We start from the raw sequence: 12,224 nt of genomic DNA on the forward strand, positions 1-12,224 counted from the left end.
GCGAGCTCCAAGCTCACAACACGTTCCTTCGCCAACGCTTCATTTCTCAAAGGCCCGTGTGCACTATAGCACACGGGCCTTTTGCGTTGCCTCCCTCCAAGGGTACTCGGCTCACACTCTTGCCGATTTATTACTATCGCATTTTCCGACCGAGCAAAGACAGCCGGCGGATGCGACTGAAGTGGGGGCGATATTGAACTGATGGCCGCAGAGTTTATCACAAAACTCCAGCCACCCCACATTTCGATAATCAAACACAGAGGCCTACTGTGCGGGGAGCGGTAAAACTGCTGGAGCACGCGAGGGAAGCCGCCCGATCAACGCGCTGGCCCGCCCGCCCCTCCTCCGCCCCTCTCGACAAAAAGAGGAGGTGAGGTGGCCTGGAGGCTCGCGTCGGGGGGAGTGGCCCCCCAGGGTGTGGGGCTTATTTCCGCCCGTGCCACCCACACGTTTTGATCAAGCTCGACCGTTTTTTACACTAGGACTCGCATTGCTCGTCTGGCTGTTCGCGCCGGTATTTGTGAAGCGCGTGCTGCACGCGTCGTTCTTTGAGTTCCAGGCGCCCATTGAGGCCACCGCTTCGTATTTGCACGACCTACAGGACTACTGGACCTTGCGCAGCCGCTCGAAGCACGAGCTGATCGAGGCGGGGCGCGACCTCGCGCGGATCAATGCTTCGTACGCGCTGGCGATCCAACAGGACCACGCGCTGCGCGCCGAGCTCGACCGCCAACAGCAGCTCCTGCACATCCCGCCGCAGCCGGGGCATCGGCTGGAGCATGCGCGCGTGATGCGGCGCGATTTCTCGGCGTGGTGGCAGCGGCTCACCGTGCGCAAGGGGCGCAACTACGGGATCCCGGTCGGCGCGCCGGTCGTGTTCGCGGGCGGGGTCGTGGGCATCGTCAGCGAGGTGCACGCGTACACGGCGGTCGTTGACCTGATCAGCAGCCCGCATCTGCGGTTGGCCGCGATGATCGAGGGCGACGAGCGGCCGATCAGTTATCAGGGCGGGCTCAACCCCACACTCGCCGCGCCACATGGGGTAATCGAGTTTGTGCCGCTCGACATCTCGCCAACCGAGCTGGCTTCGGCCGCGACCCGCAATGCAAGCGCAGCACGCGGCGGTACGCCCAATGGCGCGGGGGGCCAAAGCGCCAACGGTGCGCGAGCGCGGCAGCTCCTGACTTCGGGGCTCGGCGGCATCTTTCCCGCAGGGCTGCGGATCGGGCGGATCACCCATCTGGAGCCCAATGCGGATGGGCTTTTCCAGAGTGGCGAAGTGCAACTCGACGCGCGGCTCTCCTCGCTGCGCGAGGTGACGATCCTCGTACCAATCGGCAACGACGAAGCGGAGCGTGGCGAAGGAGAGCGTGCCTCGCTGACTCTGCGAGAACGCAAAACGGGCGGCCCACAATTTACCACAGCGCGCGGCCAAGCCGCCGCAAATGCCGCGACGGGCAACTCCACCGCAGGCCCACGCCTCGCCGACCAGTCGGGCACGGCCCGACGAGAGAGCAGCTCGCCGGCCTCCCGAGGACGCGCCGCCAGCGAGCGACACGCCAGCATTTCGCATACCTCAAGCACCCGGACACGGCCCAACGAGGCCATGGGCCATGCCCGATAAACCCACCCGAAGACCGTGAGAGCGATACTGGCACTTTTTGCGGCGCAAGCGTTGCTGTGTTTTGGGCTGGCGCAGCTCAACTACGGGCTCAGCCCGCTGCATTTGCACCTCTTTGGCGGCGGGCTCCTCCTCGTCTTTGGTGCCCTGCGGCTGCCGCCCGCGATGGGGCTGCTGCTCGCCTGCCTGGGCGGGCTGCTCTGCGACGCGGGCAGCCCCCTGCCCTTTGGCACGCAGCTTGTCCTCTTCGCGGTTGCGCACACTTTTATCCGCCGTGCCCGCCCGCACCTCGACACGCGCCACACGCCCACGCTACTGCTCGTCTCCCTGCTCACCAACGCTGCGCTGTACCTGGCCCTCACGTTTTTCCTGATCCAGCGCGAGCCGATCATTGCGCGCGCGGCACCGCGGCTACTGCTCGATTTGCTTTTGTCGGAAGGACTCGTTGCGCTGATCGCGCCGTGGTTTTTTGCTCTGCAAGGCAAGCTCCTCGCGCTCGCGCGGCTTGCTGCGGGCAGCACCACGCCGAGTGATACGTTTCACAACCGCCGTTAGCCGAGTGTGGCCGCTGCCGCCCGCAAGGCAGCTCGCCCGCCACCCCATTTTCCACGCACACCGCCGCCTCCCGACCTCCTGCTCCGCTCACACAATGGCCACCCTGGCTCCCAATTCCGGCCGACTCGTCGAATCGCAAAAAGGCTACGACCCGCGCGTCATCGTGTTTTATTTTCTGGTCGGCGCACTGCTGCTCACGCTCGGCGGCGGCATCGCTTACCAGCAGCTCCTGCGCGGCGGCGAGCACCACGAGCGCGAGCGCGTGCAGAACCAGCGCCGCATCCTCATGCCCGGCTCGCGCGGCAATCTCTACGACCGCGAGGGCCGCCTCATCGTGGGCAACCGCGCGCGCTTCGCCGCCGTGCTCTACCTCGACGAGCTGCGCCCCGAGTTTCGCCGCGAGTACATCCGCATCCGCAAGAACTACCGCGAGACGGGCGACCACGACCTGCCCACACGCGCGCAGATGGAGCAGATCGCGCGCGCCAGCGTCGTCCAGCGCTACCTCGACCAGATCAACGCGCTGCTCGGGCGCGACGAGCGCGTCGATAGCCGGCGACTCACGCGCCACTTTCAGGCCGAGCTGCTCCTGCCCTTTACCCTGCTCGACGACCTCGCGCCCGAGGACTACGCGCGCCTGCTCGAAAGCCTGCCCGTCAGCTCGCCCCTCCAAGTCCACACCACCAGCGCCCGCTACTACCCCTTTGGGGCGACCGCCGCGCACACCCTCGGCTACGTCGGCGTAAACCCCGATATCGAGGCCGGAGGCTGGGTCGGCGACGACCTGCGCACCTTTAAGCTCAAAGGCACGATCGGGCGCGATGGGCTTGAGAAAACCTTTGACGACGCGCTCCAGGGTCAGGCGGGCGGCTCCATCTTTCGCGTCGACCCCAGCGGCTACCGGATCAACCCGCCGCTACAAAAAAAACTCCCCTCCCAAGGCCACAGCATCACGACCTCGCTCGACATCGACCTCCAGCGCGCCGCCGAGGAGCAGCTCCGCGCTTTCGAGAGCCCCGGCGCCGCCGTCGCGCTCGACGTCAACACGGGCGAAGTCCTCGTCCTCGCCAGCGTACCCGACTATGACCCCAGCCTCTTCTCGCCGCGCCTCTCCTACGCCGACAGTCAGGAGATCGAGCGCCGCAAGGCCTGGGCAAACCACGCCATCAGCAGCGCCTACCCGCCCGGCTCCACTTTTAAAATCCTGACCAGTATCGCCGCGCTGCGCTCCGGTGCCGTCGGCTACGACGAGGTGATAGCCAACTGCCAAGGCGTGCTCCACAAGTACGGCCGCACCTTCCTGTGCTACAACGGCCGCGGCCGCCACGGCGAAGCGCTCCTGCCCGAGGCCATCGCCAAGAGCTGCGACATCTACTTCTACGAAGCGGGCTGGCGCACCAGTGCCGAGCGCGTCGCCGCCGAGGCCCGCCGCTTCGGCCTGCACCAGCCCACCGGCATCGAGCTGCCCAACGAAACCCGCCGGATGGTCATCCCCGATGACGCCTGGAAACAAAAACAGGTCGGCGCCCGCTGGTTCCCGGGCGACACCGCCAACATGGCCATCGGCCAAGGCTACGTCCTCGTCACCCCGCTGGCGATGGCCGCCTTTACCGCCTCGGTCGCGCGCGGCGAAGTCCACACCCAGCCCACACTCGTGCACCGCCCCGATGCGCCGCGCCAACGCTACGAGCCCATCGGCCTGAGCCCCGCGCAGCGCGCCGCCCTCATCGAAGGCATGGTCGGCTGCACCACCACCGGCACCGCCAAAGTCCTGAGCACCATCGCCAGTCTGCGCGTCCCCGGCGTCGCCATCGCGGGCAAGACCGGCACCGCGCAAATCCCCGGCCGCAAAAACGTCGCTTGGTTCATCTGCTTCGCCCCCGCCATCAACCCGCAAATCGCAATCGCCGTCGCCATCGAAGGCGACACCGCGGGCGAAGAGTTTGGCGGCGGCCGCTACGCCGCGCCCGTCGCCAGCCGCATCCTCCAGGAGTATTTCAGGAAAAACCCGCCGCCCGCCGGTGCCGACGAATGGCTCGCAAGCGCAGGCGGCGAAAACCATCATCTCCTCGCCGCAGGCGCCTCGACTGGCGACGGCGCAAGCACACAAGACGGCGGGCACTCCGAGCATGTGCACAACGGCAGCGGCACCTTTGCCGAGCACAACGCAGCGACAACCGCTATGCCAACCGCAGCCACTACCCTTGCCCAAATCGCCACGGCAAAAATCGCAGCGCCAAGGCCCGCCCCAACCACCAGCCGCCCCGAGCCCGAGTGGTGCCGCGCCGTAAACTGAAGCAGCGAACTCGCTGCACGCGGGAAGTGTCTGTCCCACTACGCGTGGGGCGGTGGCGGGGCGCCACGGGCCATTGAATTTGGGAATCGCGCTTCGGCGGCGTAGCGCCGAAGAGCGATTCCCAAATTTACATGAGCTCCCCCTGTCGCGTTGCGACAGGAAGAAGGCCCCAAGCGCGAATGAAACGAAGACCCGTTGGGGCGAAATATTTGGTCAACGAGTTAATCTCCTATTCTCCCACCTGAGCTCCGGTCAGGGAGTTCATTCAACTGTACGGTTTGCTTGGCGGGCGTTCCGCCCGCCAAGCAAACCGTACAGTAAATGGCAGGGGACACCGACGAGCCGCCAACGAGCGGCTCGCCAAATAAAAGGGTCTGCGACCCCGCCGCCCCACGCGCAGTGGAGTCACCGTACTTCTCCAAGCTCAAGGAGAGCTCAGCTTCACAATAATTTCAGCAAGGCGCAGATGTCTTCTTCGCCGTAGCCTGCGCGGGCGGCGGCGGCGAGCCGGTCGAGCACCGCCGCGCGCACGGCGAAGGGCTCTTCGCCTGTCCCGCATGATTCGCCCGCACGCTCCTGTGCCACCACCGCGCCTCGGGCTTCCTCCGCCACATGTGGCTCGGCTCCACTCGCAGCGCCCGTACTGGTTTCAGCTTCGCCGCTGCCCGTACCCGCGCGGCCCGCGTCGCCCGCCAGTGCGAGCCCGCTTAGCCGGATGTCCTTGAGCATGTGCTTTACGGAAAACTGCGGCGCGTAGTCCCCCGCGCGCAGCTTCGGCTCCTTCAATTTTGCGAGGCCCGAGTAGGTAATGTTGGGCCGCAGCGCGTTGAAGAAAACGTCGTCGGTCACGCCCGCGTGGCGCACGAGCGTCAGCGCTTCGCAGAGCCCCTGCATTTGCGCGGCGATGTTGAGGTTCATTGCCAGCTTCAGCGTGCACGCCTGGCGGTGGTCGCCGATGTGCAGGCGCAGGCTCGACACGAGCCCGAGCAGCGGCTCCAGCTCCGCGATCAGCCCGGCCTCGCCGCCCAGATAGAAAACCGTCTGCCGCGCTTCGGCGGCGGGCTTGCTGCCGGTAAACGGCGCTTCGAGATAGCGCGCGCCCGTCGCGAGGACTTGCACGCGAAACCGCTCGCTGCTCTGCGGGTCAATCGTGCTCGACTGCACGAGCACCTTTCCCGGCCCGAGTGCGGGCAGGATTCGCTCAAGGACGGCCTGCACTGCGGGTGGATCGGCCACGACGACCTGCACCACGTCCGACGCGCACGCGACCGCTTCGGGCGAGCCGAGCGGCGAGGGCGCATCGGCCCGCGCCGTGCGATTCCAGGTCCCGCCCAGAACGCCCGCTGCCGCGTAGTGCCCGGCCCACACGCGCCCGATGATCCCCAACCCGATTACGCCAATTTTCGTACTCATAAAATGAGTGGGCAGGCTTGTAGCGGATCGCGGGCGAGTCAAAGTGCGGCTCCGAAAATCGGTCATCGGCACCATCGTCACGCGAGCGCGCTCAACGCATCGCTGCTCGAGTCGCGAAGCGCGACGACCGACACTACCCCACAACCCCCTACCCCGAACTGATCATGTCTGATAAGAAAACGATTAACGTCGGCTTCCTCGGCTGCGGAGGCCGCGCCCGCACCATCGCCAAGCACCTCCTCAGCGGCCCCGACAGCGAGGGCGTCGCCATCGCTGCGCTGTACGATCCGCGCAGCGAAGCCGCCAAGCAGCTCAACGCCGAATGCGGCGCGAGTGCCCGCCTGCTCGACTCCGTGGAGGCCGTGATCAACGACGGCGCGGTGGACTGGGTGGTCGTCGCCTCGCCCAATTGCTACCACGTCGAGCAAGCCAGTGCCGCGCTCAAAGCGGGTAAACATGTTTTCTGCGAGAAGCCGCTGGCGACCCGCTTCGAAGACTGCCTGCAACTGCGCGACGCGCGCCAGGCCGCTCCCGACCGCCACTTCTTCTTCGGCCTCGTCTTGCGCTACACGCCGCTCTACCAAAAAGCAAAAGAGCTGATCACCAGCGGCCTGATCGGCCAGCCCATCTCCTTCGAGTTTAACGAGACACTCGTCCCCGCGCACGGCGGCTACATCCACGGCAACTGGCGCCGCTACCGCGACCAGGCCGGCACGCACCTGCTCGAGAAATGCTGCCACGATCTCGACCTCGTTAACTGGCTGATCGACAGCCTGCCCGTGCGCGCAGCCAGCTTTGGCGGCAAAAACTTTTTCCGCCCCGAAAACCGCGCGCTCGACGCGCGCCTCGGCCCCGACGCGCAGGGGCGCTCCGCCTACCGCATCTGGCCCGACCCCGAGGGCGTCGACCCCTTCTCCGAGGGCGCGACCATCGTCGATAACCAAGTCGCCATCCTCGAGTACGCCAACGGCGCGCGCGCGACCTTTCACACCAACTGCAACGCCGCCATCCCCGAGCGCCGCATGTACATCCTCGGCACCGAAGGCTCGCTGCTCCTCTACGCCAACAAGAGCAGCATCGTTTACCAGAAAATCGGCCACGACACGCAGCCCGAGACCTTCGCGCTCGACGCCAGCGACATGCACCTCGGCGGCGATGCCTTCATGGCCGGGCACCTGCGCAAAACCATGCTCGAAAACACGGCGCCGCTGGCCGGTCTCGACGACGGCTTCACCTCCGCCGTCTCCGCCTTCGGCATCGACGAAGCGATGGACAGCGGCCAGGTCGTCGACCTGCGCCCCATGTGGCAACGCGCCGGAGTGAGCGTGTAAGCTGGGACGAAACGTAAGCCATCTGATGGCTTACATTTCGCCCACACAAAGCCGCTCCCATTCGTGCTTGATGCCCTGCTTCCTGTCGCGAAGCGACAGGGGGGGGCTTTAAATTCGCGATTTTGTTCGGGCGCTTCGCGCCCTGACAAAATCGCGAATTACATGGCAAGTGGCGCCACGCCACCGCTCCACGCGTAGTGGTGCCGCCCGTTTTCCCTTAATCAATTAAGCACACTCCCATAACAAATGGCGCTGCCAAACAGCGCGGTCACAAGCCGCGGGCTTCGACTTCGTCCTCATCCCAGCCGAGGTAGTGGCCGAGCTCGTGCAGGTAAGTCAGCCGCAGTTCTTCGTCGAAGGTCGGCCAGTCGGCCTCGGCGTAGTCCCAGAGGTTTTCGAGATACAGCAAGATTTGCGGCGGGGCGGGCTCGCTTTGGGAAAACTCCGTGCCGTGCGGGTTGCCGCTGAAAAGGCCGAGTATATCGGGCCCGAAACCCCCGGCGAGGACAGCCTCACTGGGGACGGCCTCGCAGTGCACCGGCACCGCGCGCGCCAGCGGGCGAATCTCCGGCGGCAAACGCCGCTGGAGCCGCGTGATCAATCGCTCGGCACGTTGCACGAGCTCCTCAAAGCGCAGCGTCATCTCCCAAAGGGGATGGATCACCCCCGCCCGATAAGTCGAGCCAACAGCACCCGGCCAGCCGCTCTTCTGTGAAATCTCCGGCTGCCCGTACGCACTTCCCTTAGGCATATTGAGCAAAGCTCACAACGCGCGCGTTGCACACGCGCGGCAAGCCGCCCAGCCTCCGTCCCCCGATGCCCAAAAACAGCGCGCCACGAGTGCTCATAGTCGGAGGCGGAGCCGCCGGATTTTTCGCAGCGATCACCTGCGCCCAGGCCAACCCCACCGCACAGGTCACGATTTGCGAAGCCACCGCGCACCCGCTCGCCAAAGTCCGCATCTCGGGCGGCGGCCGCTGCAATGTCACCCACGCGTGCTACGAGCCGCGCGAACTCGTGCAGCACTACCCGCGCGGCGGGCGCGAGCTGCGCGGCGCGTTTCACCAGTGGCAACCGCGAGACATGGTGGCGTGGCTCGAAGCGCGCGGCGTGCCGCTAAAAACCGAAGCCGATGGACGCGTCTTTCCCGTCGCGGATGACTCGGCAGTGATCGTCGACTGCTTGCAGCGCGCGGCCCGCGACGCAGGCGTCGCAGTAAAACTGCGCCTCGGCGTGCGCGCGGTGGAGCGTTGCGAGAGCGCAGAGCCAGAAGCGAATGCAGGCACAACAGGCGCGGCCGCAGAAGCGCAAGGCGAAGGCGGCCCGGATGCAGCCCGAGCGGATGCAGCCGAAAGCCACCCTGCCACCTGCGCAGGCGGGCCGCGATTTCGCGTCACGCTGACCGATGGGAGCACGACTGAGTGCGAGCGCGTGTTGATCGCCACCGGCGGAAATCGGGCCTCGGTCGGCACGACGATTGCCCAAAACCTCGGGCACACGATCGAGCCACCCGTCCCCTCGCTCTTCACCTTTCACGTCGATGATCCACGCATCGACGGCCTCTCGGGAATCAGCGTCGGGCAAGTATCGCTCAGCGTGCCGACCTGCAAAGGACTGACGAGCGAAGGCCCGCTCCTCATCACGCACTGGGGCTTGAGCGGCCCGGCGGTGCTCAAACTCTCGGCTTGGGGCGCGCGCGCGTTTGCCGCCTGCGATTACGAATTTCCGCTCAAGGTAAACTTCGCGCCACCGCACACACGCGAATCCGCGCAACACGCGCTGGCCGCCCTGCGCACCGAACAGCCGCGGCGCCAGATCGCACGCGGAAATCCCTTTGGCCTGCCCGCGCGCCTGTGGGAGAGGCTGGTACAAGTGGGGGGCGTGAGCGAAGGGCAAGCCTGGGCGGGCCTTTCCAACGCACGACTCGGCGCACTCGCCGAAGCGCTCTGCGCAGCCCGGTTTGCCGTTCGCGGCAAAAGCACCAACAAAGACGAATTCGTCACCTGCGGCGGCGTCCGGCTGCGCGAGGTTGACTTTAAAACGATGGAAAGCCGCCTCTGCCCGGGCCTGCACTTCGCAGGCGAAGTCCTCGACATCGACGGCGTGACCGGCGGCTTCAATTTCCAGGCCGCCTGGACCACGGGCCGCCTCGCCGGCCTCGCCATGAGCGGGCGGGCCTAAGCCCGGATCCAAAAAACGCGCCAAGGCGTAAGCCTCGCCCGTAGGCTACGCCATCATGCAGCAGCCTCATACGGCCACTCCTGCCCGCTCAAACGAGCGTACACTAAAATTGGTGGAGGTGGCGGGAGTTGAACCCGCGTCTTTCCGGCCTTCACGCGCCGCATCTACCGTCATAGTGCGCCTTTTGATCTCGCCCTTGCTCAGCGCAGCGCACGGGCGCTTGAGCGAGGGCCAACTCCCGGGTTGAAGGTACGGTATGCAGTCCGCGAGTCGCACCGCATACTATGCCTGCTGTCGTCGCCGGTATCAGCTAGCAGGTGTCGCTGGACCGACGTGGCCGTCATTAAGCAGCCAGGGGCATTTCTTCGTAAGTGCCATTTATGGTGTTGAAACGGGGATTAACGAGAGACGCCTCACTCTCGAACGGCAGCTGCGCGCTCTACCCGAAAATCGAATCCAAAACACCCCCATGTCTGTAAGCGCCCGACCGACTCGCCTAAACGAGCGCGGGCCTCAGGGATCGGGATGCGGCTTCTTGCTAAAAACAATGCGCGCCAAACCAATCAAAGAACGAAGTGGTGAAGCTGCCGACCTCCGCGCGAAACACAAGCGCCGTCTTCAGAGCGGAAGGGAGTCCGCGCCAAGTGCTCACCCATCGGGCCGCCCCAAATGGTTAACCGGAAAAATCGCCCGCGCGGGTAACCGCCATTTTAGCCGCAACTTTTTGCCGCCCACTGCGCGGCCTCTGCTGGACAACTTGAGGGGGAGCTAAGCGAGCAAGGCCCCGAGTTCTTTGCTGAGCTGGAAGGCGGCCCGCACCGCGGCGAACTCGCGGAGCAGTTCCAATGGTGAGCCCCCCTTCGGGAAGAGCAGATCGACGCTCGCCCCGGTGCAGCGCACGCGTGCGGCCACGCCTTCGACTGCAATTTCGCAGTAGCTGTAATCCGAAGGATAGCTCACGCGAAGCGGTGCAGCGCGATCCCCACCGCGGCCGCCGGGGCCGCCGCTGTTCCCGCCGTCTGCATCGTCGAGAGCCTCCACGGCATCAATCACGGCCTCCACTTGCACGCCGCGTTTGAGCGCAAAGGAGAGCTCGGAAAACGCGCCGCGAAACACCGCGTTAAACGCATCGCTCGCCAGTACGGCGGCCTCGTGCGCGTCGAGCAGCGTTTGCGTGATGAGGTAGTCGCTGGGGCTGGCAGGATCGAGCTCGTAGGCGATTTCGAGCGTGAAATCGCGCGCGCGCAGGAGCGCTTGGGCGCTCTCCACATTCAGGGAAATGTCGCGCCGCTTGTAGCCGAGGGCTTCGCGCAGAGTTTGAAACAGTGCCTCGGCGCGCTCGGCGAGCTCGGGTGCACAGAGCCGCGCGAGAAAAGCCTGAGTCGTCGGGTTGGCAGCGGTGGGCAGCGTGTGCTGTTTTTTCCGAAACCCGCTCAGGGCCTTCACCGCGCCCGCGTCGCGCCCGACGAAGCGCAGCTCAGCAATCAAAGTGTCGGGCAAATCGGCTCCCATGCGCCCCGAGCCAAAACTGCGCGGCGATTTTCCGCGAGCCCGAAGGATAGGGGGCCCAGCCCCACTACGACTACGCGTGGGGCGCGGTATTCGACCGTTTCATTGTGCGGTGCACTCGTTGGTGCACCGTCTGGTGTCCCTGGGCTGCATCCCGATAGGCGTGAGCCTGTGTGAGCTCAGCCGAGGAGTTCGGCGACCATCGCGCGTTCTTCGGCGAGTTCCTGGTTGGTCGCGGCGATCTTTGACCTGGCGAAGTCGTCCATCGGGTGGCCTTCGATGATCTCGTAACTGCCGGGTGTCGTGGTGCGCACGGGCACGCCTGCCCACACGTTGGCATCGAAGCCATAAGCACTCGCGCCCGAAACGGCAACCGAGTGCACGGCGCCGGGCGTCATCAGGTCGTGGACGTGATCGACCAGCGCGTTGGCCGCCGAGGCCGCCGAGGAGAGGCCGCGCGCCGCGATGATGGCCGCGCCGCGCTTGCCCACGGTTTCGCAAAAGGGACCGCGCAGCCAGGCATCGTCGCCGATGACTTCGGCTGCGGGCGCGCCGCCGATGGTCGCCTGGGCAAAGGCGGGAAACATGCTCGGGCTGTGGTTTCCGTAGATGAAGATGTCGCGGACGGCAGTGAGGTCTACGCCCGCTTTTTTGGCGAGCAGTGCCTGCGCGCGGTTCTGGTCGAGCCGCACCATCGCCGTGAAGCGGTCGGGCGTGAGCCGCCGCGCCTTCGAGGCGGCGATCATGCAGTTTGTGTTGGCGGGGTTGCCGACGACGGCCACGCGCGCGTCCTCGGCGGCGACTTCGTCGATGATCGCTCCCTGGGCGGAGAAGATCTTGCCGTTGTCCTTGAGCAAGTCGGCGCGCTCCATCCCCGGGCCGCGCGGCTTGGCGCCGACGAGCAGCGACCAGTTCGCGTCCTTGAACGCCACTCGCGGATCGTCGCTAAGGACGAGCCCCTTGAGCAGCGGGAACGCGCAGTCGTCGAGCTCCATCGCCACGCCCTCCAGCGCCTTCATCGCCTTCTCGTTGGGGATTTCCAAAAGCTGGAGAATCACCGGCTGCCCGGGCCCAAACATCGCGCCCGAGGCGATGCGAAACAACAGCGAGTAAGAGATCTGACCGGCAGCACCAGTCACGGCAACACGTAGGGGAGTTTTCATCGGTGCCGCGTGTTTTAGCGAAGCCGCCCCGCAGCGCACGGAGAATTTACCGATCATCACGCGCTTATTGCCCGCGCTACCGCAGCACACGCGCCGCCCTTATAAAGGGCCGGCGCCCCCCCCCCCCCCCCCCCCCCCCCCCCCCCCCCCCCCCC

9 protein-coding genes and 1 other RNA gene are annotated in these 12,224 nt (G+C 65.9%); 5 read left to right on the forward strand and 5 right to left on the reverse strand.

Annotated elements, in window-relative coordinates; all coding sequences use genetic code 11:
• Positions 1-490: 490 nt before the first annotated feature.
• From mreC to AXK11_RS08500, 3 genes are all read left to right on the forward strand, one after another.
• Entirely contained in the window at positions 491-1,624 is a 1,134-nt protein-coding gene (gene mreC / locus AXK11_RS08490; RefSeq protein WP_068631226.1) for a rod shape-determining protein MreC, read from the forward strand.
• Between the two features lie 15 nt (positions 1,625-1,639).
• Positions 1,640-2,176 (forward strand): hypothetical protein, encoded by a 537-nt coding sequence (locus tag AXK11_RS08495; RefSeq protein ID WP_156469290.1) that lies wholly within the window; start codon positions 1,640-1,642, stop codon positions 2,174-2,176.
• 94 nt (positions 2,177-2,270) lie between these two features.
• Positions 2,271-4,472, forward strand: coding sequence for a peptidoglycan D,D-transpeptidase FtsI family protein (locus tag AXK11_RS08500; protein WP_068631230.1), 2,202 nt, complete (start codon positions 2,271-2,273; stop codon positions 4,470-4,472).
• 441 nt (positions 4,473-4,913) lie between these two features.
• Here the strand turns inward: AXK11_RS08500 and AXK11_RS08505 are convergent, their stop codons facing one another.
• Positions 4,914-5,885, reverse strand: coding sequence for an NAD(P)-dependent oxidoreductase (locus tag AXK11_RS08505; protein ID WP_082781061.1), 972 nt, complete (start codon positions 5,883-5,885; stop codon positions 4,914-4,916).
• 164 nt (positions 5,886-6,049) lie between these two features.
• Here AXK11_RS08505 and AXK11_RS08510 point away from each other — a divergent pair, with 164 nt between their 5' ends.
• The gene (locus tag AXK11_RS08510) at positions 6,050-7,216 is read left to right on the forward strand and encodes a Gfo/Idh/MocA family protein (RefSeq protein ID WP_068631232.1); all 1,167 of its coding nucleotides are present in this window, start codon (positions 6,050-6,052) and stop codon (positions 7,214-7,216) included.
• Positions 7,217-7,484: 268 nt separating this feature from the next.
• On the opposite strand, the gene AXK11_RS08515 is transcribed toward AXK11_RS08510, so the two are convergent.
• Positions 7,485-7,967, reverse strand: coding sequence for a metallopeptidase family protein (locus tag AXK11_RS08515; RefSeq protein WP_231865814.1), 483 nt, complete (start codon positions 7,965-7,967; stop codon positions 7,485-7,487).
• 89 nt (positions 7,968-8,056) lie between these two features.
• Here AXK11_RS08515 and AXK11_RS08520 point away from each other — a divergent pair, with 89 nt between their 5' ends.
• Entirely contained in the window at positions 8,057-9,397 is a 1,341-nt protein-coding gene (locus AXK11_RS08520; protein WP_231865815.1) for a BaiN/RdsA family NAD(P)/FAD-dependent oxidoreductase, read from the forward strand.
• 110 nt (positions 9,398-9,507) lie between these two features.
• Here the strand turns inward: AXK11_RS08520 and ssrA are convergent.
• The 3 genes from ssrA to AXK11_RS08535 all read right to left on the reverse strand — a co-directional run bounded on the left by ssrA (position 9,508) and on the right by AXK11_RS08535 (position 12,069).
• Positions 9,508-9,866, reverse strand: a transfer-messenger RNA (tmRNA) gene (gene ssrA, locus AXK11_RS08525).
• A gap of 299 nt (positions 9,867-10,165) precedes the next feature.
• Positions 10,166-10,897: a hypothetical protein gene (locus AXK11_RS08530; RefSeq protein ID WP_231865816.1), complete on the reverse strand. Its 732-nt coding sequence runs from the start codon at positions 10,895-10,897 to the stop codon at positions 10,166-10,168.
• Between the two features lie 188 nt (positions 10,898-11,085).
• On the reverse strand, positions 11,086-12,069 hold the full coding sequence (locus AXK11_RS08535; RefSeq protein ID WP_068631241.1) for a malate dehydrogenase: 984 nt from the start codon (positions 12,067-12,069) through the stop codon (positions 11,086-11,088).
• Between the last annotated feature and the right edge of the window lie 155 nt (positions 12,070-12,224).

This window comes from Cephaloticoccus primus (assembly GCF_001580015.1).
Classification (GTDB): Bacteria; Verrucomicrobiota; Verrucomicrobiia; order Opitutales; family Opitutaceae; genus Cephaloticoccus; species Cephaloticoccus primus.

Coding starts and splice junctions, on each gene's coding strand:
- AXK11_RS08510 (WP_068631232.1), top strand. CDS start 6,050: ATGTCTGATAAGAAAACGATTAACGTCGGCTTCCTCGGCTGCGGAGGC.
- AXK11_RS08535 (WP_068631241.1), bottom strand. CDS start 12,069: ATGAAAACTCCCCTACGTGTTGCCGTGACTGGTGCTGCCGGTCAGATC.
- AXK11_RS08515 (WP_231865814.1), bottom strand. CDS start 7,967: ATGCCTAAGGGAAGTGCGTACGGGCAGCCGGAGATTTCACAGAAGAGC.
- AXK11_RS08505 (WP_082781061.1), bottom strand. CDS start 5,885: ATGAGTACGAAAATTGGCGTAATCGGGTTGGGGATCATCGGGCGCGTG.
- AXK11_RS08500 (WP_068631230.1), top strand. CDS start 2,271: ATGGCCACCCTGGCTCCCAATTCCGGCCGACTCGTCGAATCGCAAAAA.